The sequence below is a fragment of the Vibrio sp. sp1 genome, assembly GCF_016920955.1.
Lineage (GTDB): Bacteria > Pseudomonadota > Gammaproteobacteria > Enterobacterales > Vibrionaceae > Vibrio > Vibrio alginolyticus.
Map to the genome: position 1 here is coordinate 1,551,817 of NZ_CP060590.1, position 16,175 is coordinate 1,567,991.

At 45.8% G+C, this 16,175-nt stretch carries 16 protein-coding genes; 5 read left to right on the plus strand and 11 right to left on the minus strand.

The window, feature by feature from the left end:
* Positions 1–25 precede the first annotated feature (25 nt).
* Positions 26–1,033, plus strand: coding sequence for a cytochrome d ubiquinol oxidase subunit II (gene cydB / locus H9L11_RS22290; RefSeq protein WP_017820345.1), 1,008 nt, complete (start codon positions 26–28; stop codon positions 1,031–1,033).
* A 20-nt stretch (positions 1,034–1,053) separates the two neighbouring features.
* On the plus strand, positions 1,054–1,182 hold the full coding sequence (locus tag H9L11_RS22295; RefSeq protein WP_005373267.1) for a DUF2474 domain-containing protein: 129 nt from the start codon (positions 1,054–1,056) through the stop codon (positions 1,180–1,182).
* A gap of 133 nt (positions 1,183–1,315) precedes the next feature.
* Here H9L11_RS22295 and H9L11_RS22300 read toward each other — a convergent pair whose 3' ends face one another.
* From H9L11_RS22300 to H9L11_RS22310, 3 genes are all read right to left on the minus strand, one after another.
* Entirely contained in the window at positions 1,316–1,822 is a 507-nt protein-coding gene (locus tag H9L11_RS22300; RefSeq protein WP_225455295.1) for a hypothetical protein, read from the minus strand.
* On the minus strand, positions 1,815–2,540 hold the full coding sequence (gene hxpB, locus H9L11_RS22305) for a hexitol phosphatase HxpB (protein WP_205391208.1): 726 nt from the start codon (positions 2,538–2,540) through the stop codon (positions 1,815–1,817). The genes H9L11_RS22300 and hxpB overlap by 8 nt, the downstream gene beginning before the upstream one ends.
* Before the next feature lie 129 nt (positions 2,541–2,669).
* Positions 2,670–3,551: a LysR family transcriptional regulator gene (locus H9L11_RS22310; protein WP_205391209.1), complete on the minus strand. Its 882-nt coding sequence runs from the start codon at positions 3,549–3,551 to the stop codon at positions 2,670–2,672.
* Positions 3,552–3,648: 97 nt separating this feature from the next.
* Between H9L11_RS22310 and budA the strand changes: the two genes are divergently transcribed.
* The 3 genes from budA to H9L11_RS22325 are packed head-to-tail and all read left to right on the plus strand — an operon-like array spanning position 3,649 to position 6,922.
* Positions 3,649–4,434: an acetolactate decarboxylase gene (budA, locus tag H9L11_RS22315; protein WP_005392587.1), complete on the plus strand. Its 786-nt coding sequence runs from the start codon at positions 3,649–3,651 to the stop codon at positions 4,432–4,434.
* 29 nt (positions 4,435–4,463) lie between these two features.
* Positions 4,464–6,167, plus strand: a complete 1,704-nt coding sequence (alsS, locus tag H9L11_RS22320; protein ID WP_053349211.1) for an acetolactate synthase AlsS — start codon at positions 4,464–4,466, stop codon at positions 6,165–6,167.
* Positions 6,164–6,922: an SDR family oxidoreductase gene (locus H9L11_RS22325; protein WP_033906433.1), complete on the plus strand. Its 759-nt coding sequence runs from the start codon at positions 6,164–6,166 to the stop codon at positions 6,920–6,922. Before alsS ends, H9L11_RS22325 begins: the two co-directional genes overlap by 4 nt.
* Before the next feature lie 288 nt (positions 6,923–7,210).
* On the opposite strand, the gene H9L11_RS22330 is transcribed toward H9L11_RS22325, so the two are convergent.
* From H9L11_RS22330 to H9L11_RS22365, 8 genes are all read right to left on the minus strand, one after another.
* Positions 7,211–7,807: a methyltransferase domain-containing protein gene (locus H9L11_RS22330; protein WP_033906432.1), complete on the minus strand. Its 597-nt coding sequence runs from the start codon at positions 7,805–7,807 to the stop codon at positions 7,211–7,213.
* 136 nt (positions 7,808–7,943) lie between these two features.
* Positions 7,944–9,146, minus strand: coding sequence for an AMP-binding protein (locus H9L11_RS22335; protein ID WP_033906431.1), 1,203 nt, complete (start codon positions 9,144–9,146; stop codon positions 7,944–7,946).
* Positions 9,147–9,155: 9 nt separating this feature from the next.
* Positions 9,156–9,977: an ABC transporter ATP-binding protein gene (locus tag H9L11_RS22340; protein ID WP_005373283.1), complete on the minus strand. Its 822-nt coding sequence runs from the start codon at positions 9,975–9,977 to the stop codon at positions 9,156–9,158.
* Between the two features lie 80 nt (positions 9,978–10,057).
* Positions 10,058–11,302 (minus strand): ABC transporter substrate-binding protein, encoded by a 1,245-nt coding sequence (locus H9L11_RS22345; RefSeq protein WP_033906430.1) that lies wholly within the window; start codon positions 11,300–11,302, stop codon positions 10,058–10,060.
* Positions 11,303–11,347: 45 nt separating this feature from the next.
* On the minus strand, positions 11,348–12,415 hold the full coding sequence (locus H9L11_RS22350) for a branched-chain amino acid ABC transporter permease (protein ID WP_005382737.1): 1,068 nt from the start codon (positions 12,413–12,415) through the stop codon (positions 11,348–11,350).
* An 11-nt stretch (positions 12,416–12,426) separates the two neighbouring features.
* Positions 12,427–13,320, minus strand: a complete 894-nt coding sequence (locus tag H9L11_RS22355) for a branched-chain amino acid ABC transporter permease (protein ID WP_205391210.1) — start codon at positions 13,318–13,320, stop codon at positions 12,427–12,429.
* A complete protein-coding gene (locus tag H9L11_RS22360; RefSeq protein WP_005373296.1) occupies positions 13,320–15,272 on the minus strand; it encodes a long-chain fatty acid--CoA ligase in 1,953 nt (650 codons plus the stop codon). The genes H9L11_RS22355 and H9L11_RS22360 overlap by 1 nt, the downstream gene beginning before the upstream one ends.
* Positions 15,272–16,072 carry an ABC transporter ATP-binding protein gene (locus tag H9L11_RS22365; protein WP_005373297.1) on the minus strand — a complete coding sequence of 267 codons (801 nt, stop codon included), beginning with the start codon at positions 16,070–16,072 and terminating at the stop codon, positions 15,272–15,274. The genes H9L11_RS22360 and H9L11_RS22365 overlap by 1 nt, the downstream gene beginning before the upstream one ends.
* Positions 16,073–16,175: the final 103 nt, after the last annotated feature.

A 16,175-nucleotide genomic window follows, 5' to 3' on the forward strand; every position in this document is an offset into this window, starting at 1 on the left:
TTGTCACAAAGTGAAGGTAGAGAATATGCATTTTGATTTATCCGTGATTTGGTTCGCGATCATCGTTTTTGCCACTTTGATGTACATCATCATGGACGGCTTCGATTTGGGTATTGGAATACTGATGCCCTTCATCAAGGATGAAAAACAAAAAGACGTCATGGTCAACAGTGTCGCGCCAGTTTGGGACGGCAACGAAACTTGGATTGTGCTTGGAGGCGCATCTCTATTTGGCGCTTTTCCGATGGCTTACGCGGTGATTATTGAAGCGCTAACCATCCCTTTAACGTTGATGTTGATTGCTTTGATCTTTCGTGGCGTCGCGTTTGAGTTTCGCTTTAAAGCATTGGAAAGCCACTTAAAGTTCTGGGATCGCTCTTTTATGGTCGGCTCGATTTTAACCACGTTTTTCCAAGGCATCGTTGTTGGCGCGGTAATTCAAGGCTTTGCGGTGGAAAACCGCGTCTTCGTAGGTAGCCAACTCGACTGGCTCAGCCCTTTTCCCATCTTTTGTGGTTTGGGTTTAGTCGCAACGTACGCGCTGCTTGGTAGCACATGGCTCATCATGAAGACGGAAGGTGAACTGCAAAACACGATGTACCGCTTCACTAACAAAACACTACTGGCAATGATCTCCGCATTAGTCATTGTGAGCGCTTGGACTCCACTTGCTTACCCTGCCATTGCGGAAAGATGGTTTTCTCTGCCTAATTTGTTCTACTTACTGCCCGTACCTGTCATTACTGGGCTGGTATGTTTGAAGATTGCCGACTCCGTTAAAAAGCGTAAAGAGCGCAGCCCTTTCGTGATGGCATTGGTGATCGTGATTCTCGGGTTCGCTGGGCTTGGCATCAGTATCTGGCCAAATATCATTCCTCCTAGCATATCGATATGGGAAGCAGCGGCTCCTGCAAGCAGTCAGCGCTTTATGCTCGTTGGAGCGGTGATCATCATCCCGATCATTCTGGCTTACACCTTTTGGAGTTACTACGTCTTCTCCGGAAAAGTGAAAGAAGACGAAGCGTACCATTAACGAGTTGATAAGGAGTGAGTATGAAAATCAAAAATTGGTGCCGCCAGTGGGCTTGGATGGTTGGAATTTGGGTCGTTAGCGTCGCTGCATTAGGGTTAGTGTCTATGTTATTTCGCGTCATGATGACCGCTGCAGGGTTAAAATCTTAGCTCGACACGTTTAAGTCAATAAAAAATGGATGCCTCTAGATCTTGTGTAAGAGCTAGAGGCGTTGAACCTAATACTCAATCTTAATGAAAAAGCCAAGCGTTAAGAATCTACTCAAAACACTCTTTCATAAGTCTACATTGCCTGAAGTCGTTCATGCATGCTTACGAGATCAAAAGGTTCAAGCTTTTTCGCAAGGTTCAGTAATGCTTCCTTTTTATCTTGCGGTAAACTTTGAAACTTCGACTCTAAACGTAAATCCACTTTGCTAAAAAGTAGCTTTCTAATTTGACTAGCTTTTTCCTTTGATAATTGCAATCCATCATTATCGGAGGTTTCAATTATCATGATAATCCTTGCTAACTCACTGAATTCATTATCAGAGCATAAATAAAGTGATTGTTTGTATAAATAGCCAACAGAAATTTCAAAATCAATATTAAGCGCTTGAATCTTATCGACAATGTTTTCACTCACATCATTTTGAGAAGCAGAGTTGATACAATCATCAAATCGCCTTTCAAATGTAACAAATCGATTATTGAGCTCGTCCAACATAGTCGTATCTTTTGCGAATGATTCTATAGGTAAAACCAATAAGAACATTGGCAGTAGGTATTTTTTCAGTGACCGACTATTCACAATCAAGTCCTTCTTCTAAAAAACTTTCATGCGGTGTTGGTGCAATTGTTGCTTTCAAATTCAAGTCCATTAAACTCGCCAAATGGCTTTCATTAAACTCTGATAGCTTTTGCAGCTTTAGTCTGGCTTCATTGAACTCTTGGTAGAACTTATCAGGTTGAGGTATCACGACTGTTTTTATGTTTGCTCGTGTTGCCGCAAGCATACCCGAATAAGAGTCTTCAAAGGCAATACAGTTACTTGAATCTACACCTAGTTTATTGATTGTTGAAAGGTAGACATCTGGCTCTGGCTTACCCTGCTCTACATCGTCTGACGATGATATCGCGTCAAAGTAACTGGCAATACCGAGTTTGTTCAAAATGATGGGAATGAGTTGATAAGGTGAATTAGTAGACAACCCTATCTTAAACCCTTTTTCCTTAAGCAATTTGAGTGTTTCTGTAACACCCTCTAATTCGCATCCTTTTTCAATTATTAATGCCTCCACTTTATCCACAACAGCATTCTCTACTTCCTCTAGGCTCTTTTCTTGCCAAGGATTACGTTCATACCAAAACCTTGTTACTTCACCTGTCGTCATAGTTGCAGTCTGCTTTGACAGCACTTCGGTCACTTGGACACCAACTGATGAAAACACCTGCTTTTCCGCTTCCTTCCACAAAGGTTCTGAATCAATCAGCAACCCGTCCATATCAAAGACCGCAGCGTATATCATTGGTACATCCTCAGTAAGTTCTATTCGTTGAGTAAGATTTGTCTATTCAACCAAAGCATAGCTTTGCATATAACGAGTGAGAGTATCACATTTGTCTGTGGCTATCAGAGCCAGTTCGATGACTCATCTTTAAGCCTCAACATGACCGATGTTCATGGCTACTTTCAACGCTTGTTTATTGAGATTAGACGCCTCCCAAGCAACGACAACACGACTGGTTAGGGGGATATCATCAATCTCGGCGACTGTCGCAGAGTCATCGAGATGTTCAGCCAGTGAACGCGGAACGATAGCAATGCCTAACCCAGCCTGCGCCATGGCGATCGTCGTACGAAGTTGCGGTGCTGCGAATTGTGGTTCGAGCCTTACTCCTGCGTCGGCAAAAAGTGTGCTCATACCATCAAACAATGCAGGTCCAGTCTCTCGTGGAAACAGTACAATTTTATGGCCTCTCAACTGTTTCATCTGGATACAGGGATATTTTGCCAGTTCGTGGCCCGCCGGAATCACCGCGACAAACGGGTCGTTAAACAACACCTTGTGCTCAAAAGGCTCACTGGCGTAACAGGGTAGCCGCATGATTGCGAGATCAAGTTGTTTGCTTTTTAACTGAGTGGCAAGCTCTGGCATTGATAGTTCCGCCGTCTGTAAATGAACCCCATTCTCTTGAATACGCCCAATCCTCTCCAATACCTTAATGCAGGTTGATGTTGACGTCGCGAACCCAATTTTAACCTGCGTATTTTCACCACGGGCAATCTGTCGGGCTTTTGCTTTAGCGCGTTCCACATCAGCAAGAATATTTACCGCATCCGTATAAAAGACTTGCCCTGCATGGGTCAGTTCTACTCCTCTAGACAAGCGCTTAAATAAGTCCACGCCAAGCTCGTGCTCTAGCTTTTTGATTTGTTGACTCAAAGGAGGTTGCGCAATCCCTAACTGTTCAGCTGCTCGGGTAAAGTGACGAGTCTCGGCGACCGCGACAAAATACTTCAGGTAGCGAAATTCCATATATTTTCCATATCAAAATAAATCTTTTTTATATTGGATTTAGCACCGTGTAGAAGTCAATCTAAATATACTCTTCATTGCATAACTGGTCTTACTCATGCGTGGATTTTATAACCCTCTATGTGCTTGTTCGCTTGAAGTAGCGAAAGAATTTTCTGAATACCATCACGTTACCGGAGATGGTGAGATTTATCAGACTTCGTTAATGAGTGCTTTGATAGCTGGTGTTTACGAAGGCTCAACAACCATAGAAGAACTGCTGAAACATGGGGATTTTGGTTTAGGTACGTTCAATGAATTGGATGGTGAGTTGATTGCGTTTGATAAGGAAGTTTTTCAACTCAAGTCGGATGGCTCCGCAAACCCGGCAGACCTGGCGCAAAAAACGCCCTTTGCTGTCATGACTTTTTTTAAGCCTGATATCGAGCTGCCACTAACATCGCGCATGTCACGTCATGAAGTCCATAGCCTCATAGACGACATGGTTCCAAGCGATAACCTATTTTGCGCAGTGCGCATTGACGGCGTTTTCGATTCAGTTCGTACTCGTACCGTACCTAAACAAACACGCCCTTATCGGCCAATGCTTGAAGTGGTCAAAGAACAACCAACGTTCCGCTTCACGCATAAGCAAGGCGTGGTCGCCGGCTTTCGCAGTCCTAAATATACGACTGGCATCAATGTGCCCGGCTATCACGAACACTTTATTACCGATGACCGCCAAGGAGGTGGTCATATTCAGGATTACAGCATTTCGTCAGGGTTCCTCCAGATTGGCAAAGTCTCGCGGCTAGTGATTGATACCCCGGTATCCACAGACTTCCTCAGTGCCAATTTGGCTCCGGAAGATATAAATACCGCCATAGAAAAGGCGGAAAAGTAACAAAGTCAGGCAAATAATAAGGACAACAAATGCAATCCAAACCTTCAAATAAAAATGGAGCTCAGTTGATCGCTCAACAGCTAGAGTCTCTCGGCATTAAGTACATTTTCGGTATTCCCGGTGCAAAAATCGATCGACTGTTCGATGCGATTGAAGACACTAACATCCAAATGATTCCGGTACGCCACGAAGCTAACGGCGCATTTATGGCGGGCGTTATGGGAAGACTAACCGGCAAAGCAGGCGTCACCATGGTTACGTCAGGCCCTGGCTGTGGAAATCTAGTTACGGGGGTGGCAACAGCAAACTCCGAAGGCGATCCGCTGATTGCTATCGGTGGTGCGGTGAAACGAACTGACCAGCAAAAACAAACACACCAGAGCATGGATACCGTCAGTATTTTTCGCTCTATAACTAAGTTCAGTGCTGAAGTGCAGCATGTGGACGCCGCAAGCGAGATCATGGCGAACGCATTTCGTATCGCAGAGTCAGGTCGTCCTGGGGCTTGCTTTTTGAGTCTCCCCCAAGATGTTTTATCCGAGCAAACCCAAACGGACATTATTGTCCCCTCGCCTTACACACAGCCTGGTTGCGCTGACATCGCAGCAATCGAAGATGCGGTCAGTCGAATCAGTAAAGCAAAGCGCTGTGTGGTTTTACTTGGCCTTCACGCGAGCCGCAGTCAAAACGCTGCTGCTATCGCCCGATTTCTTCAAAATACGCAGCTACCCGTTGTCGGCACTTACCAGGCCGCCGGCACGGTAGATATCAATTACTATCATCACTTTGCTGGGCGTGTCGGTTTATTTAACAACCAACCCGGCGATGTTTTACTGCGTGATGCCGATTTAATTCTCACCATCGGCTTTAGCCCAATAGAGTATGACCCTGAGCTTTGGAACAGCCACCGCAACCCAGTGATTCACCTCGATATTGAACCGGCAGAATACCAACTTAATTATCAACCTTGTGTTGAAATCGTCGGAAACATTGCGCAGTCATTAGACAAGATGGGCAGCTATATCTCTGAATATGCTCGCCTTTCCCCAACGGCACTTTCAGTACTGGAAGAGGTAGCACTGCAACGGCAAGTGATCAAGACCTATCCCAATGTCTATCACAAGCAAGGGTTTCATCCACTGGCGCTAATTAAAGCCATGCAATCTATCATCACACCAGATACCACGCTATGCCTTGATATGGGGAGCTTCCACATCTGGATCGCTCGTTACTTAAGCTGTTTTCGAGCTCGCCAAATGCTGGTGTCTAACGGCCAACAAACGATGGGCGTTGCACTGCCATGGGCCATTGGTGCCAGCCTACTAAAACCTGGTAGCAAAGTGGTATCGATATCAGGAGACGGCGGTTTTATGCAATCGAGCATGGAGTTAGAAACCGCGGTTAGACTGAACTGCAATATCGTCCATATTGTGTGGGTTGATAACGCCTACAACATGGTAGAAATGCAAGAGATCAACAAATATCAGCGCTGCTCTGGTGTGAAATTTGGACCAATTGATTTCAAGGCGTACGCCGAATCATTTGGCGCGAAAGGCTTCGCAGTGACTAGTCAACACGAATTGCTACCGACATTGAATAAAGCCATGGATGTTGAAGGACCAGCAGTGGTGGCTATCCCCGTAGATTACAGCGACAACGACAAACTGATGTTGCCGCGCACAGAGAAAAATCAAGATCCCGTTTTTGTAAGTTTCGAAGGAGAAATCGCATGAGAGGATTAAAAAATAAAGTCGCACTCGTGACTGGCTCTGCCAATGGCATTGGTTTGGCCATCGCAAAACGTTTGTATGAAGAAGGCGCAAACGTCGCTCTTGCCGATTGGAATGAAGAGCAATTGGCAAACGCCGTTGAGGGCTTTGATAAACAGCGTGTGTCGGCACATTCCATTGATGTTTCTGATCCAGACAAAGTCGCAGCACTGATTTCTGATGTTGTTACCCGTTTCGGTAAACTGGATATTTTAGTAAACAATGCAGGCGTACATGTCCCTGGTACCGTGATTGAAGGTAGTGTGGAAGACTGGAAGAAGATCTCTGGTGTAAACATTGACGGCGTCGTTTATTGCGCGAAGTTTGCGTTACCTGAACTCTTAAAAACGAAAGGTTGTATGGTAAATACCGCGTCCGTTTCCGGTTTGGGTGGTGACTGGGGTGCCGCATTCTATTGCGCGAGTAAAGGCGCAGTGGTGAACCTTACCCGAGCGATGGCATTGGACCATGGTGCGGATGGGGTAAGAATTAACGCCGTATGCCCAAGCTTAGTAAAAACCAACATGACGAACGGCTGGCCGCAGGACATCCGCGATAAATTCAATGAGCGCATTGCGCTTGGCCGAGCAGCCGAACCTGAAGAAATTGCGTCTGTCGTGACTTTCTTGGCAAGTGATGACGCATCTTTCATTAATGGCGCAAACCTACCTGTAGACGGCGGTGCCACCGCATCAGATGGTCAACCTAAAATAGTATAAGCATGAAATAGACAGATCAGTAAGAGACGTTCTACTACCTTTCGGATCGATGCTGATCTGTCGCTTTACGCTCTGAGCACATAACCCGTGCCAGCAATAAACTCAACCACTCAACCGCTGTTAGAGATATCTCAACAACTTAAAACCAGCAACGAGAAATTAATTTTTCACACAAACCGACAAACTATGTGAGCATTCCATCAGGCATAGAGTGAAGACTTATATATCAGCGATTCACAAAGAACCAGAAAGTTTCCGCGAATACTTCTTCAAAAAGATTAAAAGCGACTAACACTTCTGCCACACCATCCATTGCTCTCTGCCTTTAAAAACCTCAACACTGTTTGCCACCACTGAGGACTTCACAAGTTCAAACGTGGGCTCTAGAAAAGCTGCCAACTCCCCACTTCGCAAACAAAATGGAGGGAAGCGTGATAGGTAATTATCATCAATGACGAAAAAACCAATTAGAAAACCTCCGCTTGGCAATAATTTATCCACCATCGAAAAGTATTCTGACCACATATCTCTCGGTAGTGCTGCGAGAAAGGCCCGCTCGTAAATGACATCAAACGAGTGAGAAAAATCGGCATTAAATACATCACCCAATACGACTTTATCTTTGTAGTTACCTAACGTTGATTGCGCCATTTTTACCGCTTCTTGGCTGTAATCCATCGCGATCACGTCATGCCCATATTGAATAAAAGTGCTCAGTTCATAAGCGGCACCACACCCAGGAATAAACACTGACTGGCCTACATGAAGTGAATTGTCGAGATAATCCTTGAGTTCTTGAGGTGTCGATTGGGCATCCCAAGGCATAGTGCCTCGGATAAACAAATCATCCCAGAATTGTGTGTTAATCATTGGTGCCTGTTTCATTTACCCGCTCCCTGATTGCGGTAGTAAAAAATAAAGGGATACGCAGCGCAATGTGATATCCCTTTTCTAGCCTTTTGTCTGACGTTGTTAGTTTTTTATGACAACCACTTTCTACTGCACTTATGCCACCAATGAGTTAACTGCGAAGATCATTGATTAACGGCTGCTCCGCTTGGTTCGGTACAAACTGGACATTGCCTTTCAGTTTAGTGACAGACTGGAGTGTTGCTTGAATGTCCTCTGCTGATACATGCACATCATGACAACAGAAAGTAATGGCATCGTTGAAGCCATCGCGCTCAATTTTCAAGGAGCCTTTAATATCGTGGCGACGACAGACTTCTTGGATCTGATGCGGATAAACAAACAGCCCTTTTACTTTCACCGCGGAGTCTGCTCGTCCCATCCAGCCCTTAATTCGTGCATTCGTGCGTGAAGAATCAGAACTTGTCTCTAGATATGCCGATAAATCTCCCGTTGCGTAGCGAATCAGCGGGAACTTCTCATCAAGCGAGGTTACAACGACTTCACCGACTTCTCCCGGTTGTACAGGAACACCATCAGGATCAACGATTTCAACAATAATATCTTCGGCAATCACTAATCCTTGTTCACCAGACACTTGATAAGCAATCAAACCAAGCTCTGCACTTGCGTAGGCTTGAAAGACTGCAATGCCTTTTTCCTCAAACATCTGTTCCATGTCTGCTGTAACCGCTTCACCAGAGACCAGAGCTTTCTCAAAGCTAGGCAGCTCATTGTATTTCTCTTGGTACTTTTGTAGCAACGTCAGCAAATACGAAGGTGTGCCAGTGTAACCATTAGGTTGAAGCTGTTTAATTGCCTCTATTTGCGCTTCGGTATTGCCTACTCCAGCCGGAAATACCGCACAGCCACAAGCCCTTGCGCCACCATCCATAATAAATCCGCCAGGAGAGAAATGGTAAGAGAGCGTGTTATGCACTAAATCACCCGCACAGAACCCAGCAGCGTGAAACGCGCGCCCCATACGCCAGAAATCGGCCTCATCCGTTTGAGCCTCATACAACGGCCCAGGAGATTGGAATACGCGCGCCATTTGACCAATGGCAACGCTATTTAAGCCACCAAACGGCGGTTTAAGTTGCTGCTGATTAGGTACATTGAACTTACGTGTAATCGGGAACTGAGCAAGCCCTTCACGATTGTTTGCCAATGTAGGATCTAACTCAGAAAAATGCGCTGCGTAATGTTCGCTATTGGCTTTCGAATTCTCAATCAGTGCTGGCAAACGTTGAAACAGCGACTCTTCTCGCGCCTGTAGAGACAACGATTCTTTCGCATCAAATAGTTCGTTCATCCTTGCTCCTTACAACCAACGCTTACGACGTTTGTAAGATTTCAGATTCTTAAAGCTCTTGCGATCTTCATCGCCGCCGCCAAGGTAGAATTCTTTTACGTCTTCATTGTTTAGCAATTCGTGCTTGCTGCCATCTAGTACGATTTTGCCTGATTCCATGATGTAACCGTAATCGGCCGCTTGAAGAGCGAAGTTGGCATTCTGTTCAACCAAAAGCATGGTAATGCCTTGCTCTTTGTTGATCTTGTTAATAATGCTGAATACTTCTTTAACTAGCAGCGGAGAAAGCCCCATAGACGGTTCGTCCAACAAAATCATCTTCGGTCGAGCCATTAACGCTCGGCCAATCGCTAACATTTGTTGCTCACCGCCAGACAAATAGCCCGCCAGGCCAGTGCGCTCTTTGAGTCGCGGGAAATAGTCAAACACCATTTCGATGTCTTGTTCAACTTCGTTGTCAGTGCGTGTATAAGCGCCTAAGCGAAGATTTTCTATTACCGTCATATCTTCAACAATTCGGCGCCCTTCCATAACTTGGAAGATGCCCGAACGGACGATCTCTTCCGGGCTTTTGTTGTCTATACGCTCGCCCATGAAGTTGATTTCGCCGCGCGTCACTTCACCATCTTCGGTTTTCAATAAACCAGAAATGGCTTTCAACGTTGTGGATTTACCCGCACCGTTGGCGCCCAGTAAGGTCACAATCTGCCCTTTTGGAACTTCTAAACTCACACCGCGAAGTACTAGTATTACTTCGTCGTAGACGACTTCAATGTTGTTCACTGAAAGCAGTATTTCTGCCGGTTCGATATTCGTTGCTAATTCAGCCATCAAGCTACTCCTTGCTAGGGTGAGAGTGTTCTCTCACCCATCCTTATTTTCAGTAAGCTTTGTTATTAATAAGTCGTAGATTAGTAACCTAGCCAATCGTCACGACGTGACAATGTCACCTGAGATACTTTCTTAATATCAACTGCGCCGCCATCGTTGTTGCCCATAAAGACGTTCACGGTTGTTGTGCCTCGGTGATCTTCCGGTTTCCAGTTCGCAGGGACACAAACACCTTCTAAGCCTTGTGGTACCCAGTTGTCATGGACATACATGCCCTTCTTGATGTTTTCACCTGTGATACCACCGTTGTCTTTCGCCCACTCCATTGCTTCTTTCATATAGAACGCAGAACAAATACCGCGAATGTAATGGTGAGTTCTGAATTCGCCCGGCTCTGATTCAGACTGCTTAGAAATCTCACGAACCAGCTTCATGCCCTCATTATCATCTCCCCAAAACGCCGTCATACCCGGGAAAACGTAATCTTTAAGGCCATCGCCTGCTGCTTCAAGCACTGGCTTGTCGCCGCCCCAAATGTTTGCCATGTACTGGAACTCTGTCCCAACCGTGTTACAAGACTTCACTAGTGAGATAACCGAGCTACCGATATTAGCAATGTAACCATAGTTGGTGCCTGACTCTTTCAGCGACAAACATTGCGCTTTGAAGTCCCCTGGTTTTAGTGACACAACGACTGGGTTTTGCACATCAAAACCAAGCTCTTTAGCGTACTCTGCACACGCTTCTTTTGGCGCATTCGGGAATGGATGGTTATCGCCAATGTGCGTAAATTTCGGCGCACCTTGATTGCCCTTAGATTCCCAATCTTCTTTCGCCCACTTAACTAGCGCACGGCACGCATCTGAGTACGACGCACCATAAAAGAAATTATAAGGCGCTGGTTTCGCGGTTTTTGGGTTTTTGCCAGTTGGGTCAGTTAAGTGACCAGAGTAAGAAGCAGAGAACACCGGCACTTTGTCTTTGGTGACAAACGAAATAAGTGCTTCGGTATCCGCCGTACCCCAACCTTGCAGCGCAACCATGTCTTTACGCGCCACCCAACGTTTATAGTTAGAAATCGCCACTGGTACTTTGTACGCCATGTCTACTGTTTCAAATTCGAGCTCGGTACCGTTAATGCCACCGTTTTGGTTAATCCAACGCAATGCGTCTCGCACGCCAGAACCATAAGGCTTGCTCACATAGGCAGTTGGTCCAGAAAAGTCGACTAATTGCCCGACAAACACAGAATCTTTTGCCCAAGTTGTGGTAGTAAACAGTGCAGATGACAGCACCAACGTTGTCGCTAAATGTCCTTTGTTCATAACTCGTTGTCCTTGTTATTGAGGTATATTCCACTTAATTCCACGTTAATATGAGAACGGATAGTGTTTCCAATATGCTCGAATCTGTTGCCAGCGATGCGATAATCCTTGAGGTTCGAAAATGAGGAACAGCATGATGACTAAACCAATCGCCATTTCTTTGAAGTAAGCCAGACCATCAGTGAAAGCGGTGGTATCACCAAACGCTGAAAGCCCCGTTACGCCAAACTCTAAAACTTCAGGCAGCAGTACGATAAATATCGTCCCCATCAGCGTACCTTTGACTGAGCCTAAGCCACCAATGATGATCATTGCCAAGAACTGGATAGACATCATGATGGTGAAGCCTTCTGCTGATACAAACCCTAGATAATGTCCGTAGAGTGCGCCCCCGATGCCAGCATAGAATGCACACACTCCGAATGAGAGCAGACGATACTTAGTTAGGTTGATGCCCATGATCTCTGCTGACAGATAGTGATCTCGTACTGAGACAAACGCGCGACCGTCACGAGAACGGATTAAGTTTGATGCCCACATATACATGAAGATCAGCGCAAACAGAGCGATATAGAAAAAGCTTTCGTCAGTCGTAAACTCAAAGCCAAACAAATTAATTGGGTTCGCGCTAGCACCGTATGAGCCGCCACTGAACCAATCTGCGCGAGCAAAGAAGTCCTCTAGAATAAACTGCGCCGCCAACGTTGCGATAGCTAGGTATAAACCTTTAATTCGAGCCGCTGGCAGACCAAACAGCATCCCCACAATCATGGTTAAGTAACCCGCGAGCGGAATCGCAAACACGACTGGAATGTTAAACTGGTTATTTAACCAAGCCGATGCAAAGGCGCCAAAGCCAAAGAACGCACCATGACCTAGCGAGATTTGTCCGGTAAAACCAACCAGAATGTTTAAGCCCAATGCCGCGATACCGAGGTATGCAATCTGAATAAACAGGTTTAGGAAGTAAATATCCAAGACCAGCGGTGCTGCCAGCATGGCGATGACACCAGCAATCGCAAGGCTTCTGATGGTTTTGGTTTCAAAAATTGGCGTATCGCTTTTGTATGTGGTTCGAAAATCCCCACATGGGCGCATGCTAAGTTGAGCCATGTTATTTCTCCTTAAATACGCTCAATATCTTTGGTACCAAACAGGCCATATGGCTTGAAGGCAAGAATGATTAACAGCACATAGAATGGTGCGATGTTGTACAGGTTACCCACTTGCAGGTATTGGCTATCAAAAAACTCAGCCAAGTTTTCTAGCACCCCGATGGTGATACCACCGACAATTGCGCCGACTACCGAATCTAAGCCACCTAAAATAACGGCTGGGAAAACTTTGATACCAATAATGGATAGCGCGTCAGATACGCCGTTAACGATACCGATAACAATCCCTGCTGTTGCAGATACCATTGCCGAAATGGCCCAACTGATGGCGAACACTTTCTTGATGGAAATGCCAAGACTCTGGGCTACTTGCTGGTTAAATGCCGTTGCGCGCATTGCCAGACCCATTTTGCTGAATTTGAAGAACCAGTAAAACGCGCCCATGATGAGCATTGAGAAGATCAAACTCAGAATGTAAGCAAACTCAACATTCAAACCTCCGATATTCACCACGTTGGTTTCAAACACTTGCGGGTACGACACAGCAGAGACGCCAAATATCCACTTCATCAGCGCTTGGAAAAACATCGATAGACCGATGGTCACCATGATCACAGAAATAATCGGTTCACCAATCAACGGTCTGAGCACAATGGTTTGCACGGCGATACCAAAAATCATCATGAACACGAGCGTGAGTAAAAAGCCAATAAAGAACGGTAACTGTAGGTGCACCAATGCCGCCCAACATACCCACGCGCCAATCAACAAGAACTCACCCTGAGCAAAATTGACCACCTGGGTCGATTTGTAAATCAATACAAAGCACATGGCGACAACGCCATACAACATGCCAACGATCACGCCATTAATGACGAGTTGCAGTAATAAATCCGTATTCACTATGCGATCCTCCGTTGTTCGCTATCCACTAGTGTTGGCTCATGCTCAATAAGCGTTTCAATAACTAGCGACGTTTGAATGCGTGTTTTAGTGCCATCTTGATAAGTGATCACTGTATCGACATCGACTTTTGGATCGTCGCTGTAGATGGTTTCGATGATGTCTCCGTATTTCTCTGCAACCACACCACGACGCACTTTACGCGTACGAGTTAACTCGCCATCGTCGGCATCCAGCTCTTTGTAAAGTAGAATGAATTTGCTGATCTTCTGTGCATCCGGTAGGGATTCGTTCACTTTTTGAACTTCTTCACGAATCGCTTGGTACACTTCTGGTTGAGCAGATAAGTTGGTGTAGTTGGTAAATGCCAAGCCGCGTTGCTCTGCCCACTTCGCGACGATCGCATAGCGAATACAGATGATGGCAGACAGCCAAGGTCGACCTTTACCTACCACCACGGCTTCTGCAATAAACGGCGAGAACTTGAGTTTGTTTTCAATGAACTGCGGAGAGTAGCGGTCGCCGTGGCTGGTTTCCGACATATCTTTCAGACGATCAATCACCACCAAGTGACCGGAATCTTTAAAATAGCCCGCATCGCCTGTGTGCATCCAACCATCTTGAACATCTTCATCATATGCTGCTTGGTTGTTTAAGTAGCCAGTAAACATGCCTGTACTTTTCGCGATGATTTCACCAACGCCATTGCTGTCTGGGTTGATGACTTTCACTTCTGCATTATCAAACGCAACGCCAACCGAATCATAGTCCACGTCATCGGCTTGGTGGACGGTGTACGCACCACACATTTCGGTTTGACCGTAAAGCTGCTTGAGTGGTACACCGATCGCTTGCAAGTAACGGAAAGTGTCAGGCCCCATCGCCGCGCCGCCCGTTGCAGCAGATGTTAGGTTCGAAAAGCCTAAACGGTCTCGCAAAGCACGCAAAAGAATCCATTCGGCGAGTTTAGAACGTTTGCCCTGCTCTAACGCTTTGTTGGCTAAGCTCATGCCCAGTTTGTACATCTTTTGCTTAAACGGTGTCGAATCCATCATTCGTGCAGACACGTCTGCCACAATGTTTTCCCACACTCGCGGCGCTAACAGCACAAAGTTTGGACCGATTTCACGCAAGTCGGACATCATGGTTTCTTGTTCTTCCACAAAGTTAACGATTTGACGAGAAATCAACGCCTGACCAACCACGTAAACCTGCTCCATAATCCAAGGCAAAGGCAGAACAGAAACGTAGTTGTCGCCTGGGGAACGAGGGTCTGCACGCAAGTAAGCCGCACAGTGATCCAAGAACGTGCCACTGTGTAGCTGAGCCAATTTTGGTTTAGAAGTCGTACCCGACGTTGTACAAAGAATTGAAAGATCGCTGCCTTTGGTTTCAACAACCATATTGAGATATTTGTCTGGGTCCGCTTTATCAATCAGCTGACCTTTTTTGTAGACCTGTTCAACATCAATCAATCTTGGATCATCGTATTTACGCATTCCACGAGGATCGCAGTAAATAATGTATTCAACGCTAGGAATTTCATCACCAAGCTCAAGCAGCTTGTCGCATTGCTCTTCATCTTCGGCAATCACGACTTTTGCTTTGGCATAGTTGATAAGGTACGCCACCTCTTCGTGCATAGAATCTTGATAGATGCCCAGCGAGAAACCTTTGATCGCATGTGCCGCTAACTCGCCCCATACCCATTCCGGGCGGTTATCACCTAGCAAACCAACGACATCTTGCTCACCAATACCCAAATCTCGTAGTGCCAGTGCCATCCACTTGACGCGGTTTTCATAATCTTTCCAAGTGAACTCTCGCCATATACCAAACTCCTTTTCACGCATTGCGACTTGTTCGGGCCAGTTCTTGGCATTGTGTTGCAACACTTTTGGAAAGGTATCTAAGCGGGTTATATCTGCCCAATCATTATGTTGCTGTGCCATTATGCACTCTCCTCTAATGTCGGTAACTCTTCGCCTAAGTACGCTTGTTTCACATGTGGGTTGGCCATCACTTCTTCAGGCTCACCCGTAGCAATGTGTTTACCGAAATCCAAAACCAAAACGCGATTAGAGATGTCCATGACCACGCCCATGTCGTGCTCAATCATGATGATCGTGATATCTAATTCTTCATTCAGATCCATGATGTAACGTGCCATGTCTTCCTTTTCTTCCAAGTTCATACCTGCCATTGGTTCATCAAGCAGCAGTAACTTAGGTTTTAAGGCAATGGCACGAGCAAGCTCTACACGCTTACGTAAGCCGTAAGATAGCGTGCCTGCAGTCGCTTTTCGGATGTGCTGGATTTCTAGAAAATCGATCACGTCTTCCACATATTTGCGGTGCGCCATCTCTTCTTTCTGCGCATTGGAGAACCAATAGAGTGGCCCCGTGACGAAGTTATTTTTCAGTAGGTGGTGTCGGCCAACCATGATGTTGTCCAGTACCGACATATGAGAAAAGAGCGCTAAGTTTTGGAAGGTTCTTCCCAGCCCTAACTCAGCTCGTTGGCTTGGTGTACGTTTAGTTACGTCATCTCCAGCGAAGATTACAGAGCCTTTGTTTGGTGTGTATCGACCAGAGATGCAATTGAGCATTGAGGTTTTACCTGCACCGTTTGGACCAATGATTGAAAAAATTTCCTTTTCATTCACATGGAAGCTCACGTCAGTTAAAGCTTTCACCCCACCAAAAGCCAATGAAATATCGTTTACCTGCAACAGAGGCGATTCCGATACCATAGTTGATCTCCCTTTCGTTATTTAAGTGCGTTCCATTGAGCACTATTTGATCAAACCTAACTTTGATACTGGTAACCGCTTTTACACCTATGCATCAACTTTG

What these genes read in the sequence shown, in the direction of transcription:
- hxpB (WP_205391208.1), bottom strand. Translation starts at nt 2,540, where the DNA reads ATGATATACGCTGCGGTCTTTGATATGGACGGGTTGCTGATTGATTCA.
- H9L11_RS22345 (WP_033906430.1), bottom strand. Translation starts at nt 11,302, where the DNA reads ATGAACAAAGGACATTTAGCGACAACGTTGGTGCTGTCATCTGCACTG.
- alsS (WP_053349211.1), top strand. Translation starts at nt 4,464, where the DNA reads ATGCAATCCAAACCTTCAAATAAAAATGGAGCTCAGTTGATCGCTCAA.
- H9L11_RS22365 (WP_005373297.1), bottom strand. Translation starts at nt 16,072, where the DNA reads ATGGTATCGGAATCGCCTCTGTTGCAGGTAAACGATATTTCATTGGCT.
- H9L11_RS22335 (WP_033906431.1), bottom strand. Translation starts at nt 9,146, where the DNA reads ATGAACGAACTATTTGATGCGAAAGAATCGTTGTCTCTACAGGCGCGA.
- H9L11_RS22340 (WP_005373283.1), bottom strand. Translation starts at nt 9,977, where the DNA reads ATGGCTGAATTAGCAACGAATATCGAACCGGCAGAAATACTGCTTTCA.
- H9L11_RS22310 (WP_205391209.1), bottom strand. Translation starts at nt 3,551, where the DNA reads ATGGAATTTCGCTACCTGAAGTATTTTGTCGCGGTCGCCGAGACTCGT.
- H9L11_RS22295 (WP_005373267.1), top strand. Translation starts at nt 1,054, where the DNA reads ATGAAAATCAAAAATTGGTGCCGCCAGTGGGCTTGGATGGTTGGAATT.
- H9L11_RS22325 (WP_033906433.1), top strand. Translation starts at nt 6,164, where the DNA reads ATGAGAGGATTAAAAAATAAAGTCGCACTCGTGACTGGCTCTGCCAAT.
- H9L11_RS22360 (WP_005373296.1), bottom strand. Translation starts at nt 15,272, where the DNA reads ATGGCACAGCAACATAATGATTGGGCAGATATAACCCGCTTAGATACC.
- budA (WP_005392587.1), top strand. Translation starts at nt 3,649, where the DNA reads ATGCGTGGATTTTATAACCCTCTATGTGCTTGTTCGCTTGAAGTAGCG.
- cydB (WP_017820345.1), top strand. Translation starts at nt 26, where the DNA reads ATGCATTTTGATTTATCCGTGATTTGGTTCGCGATCATCGTTTTTGCC.
- H9L11_RS22350 (WP_005382737.1), bottom strand. Translation starts at nt 12,415, where the DNA reads ATGGCTCAACTTAGCATGCGCCCATGTGGGGATTTTCGAACCACATAC.
- H9L11_RS22330 (WP_033906432.1), bottom strand. Translation starts at nt 7,807, where the DNA reads ATGAAACAGGCACCAATGATTAACACACAATTCTGGGATGATTTGTTT.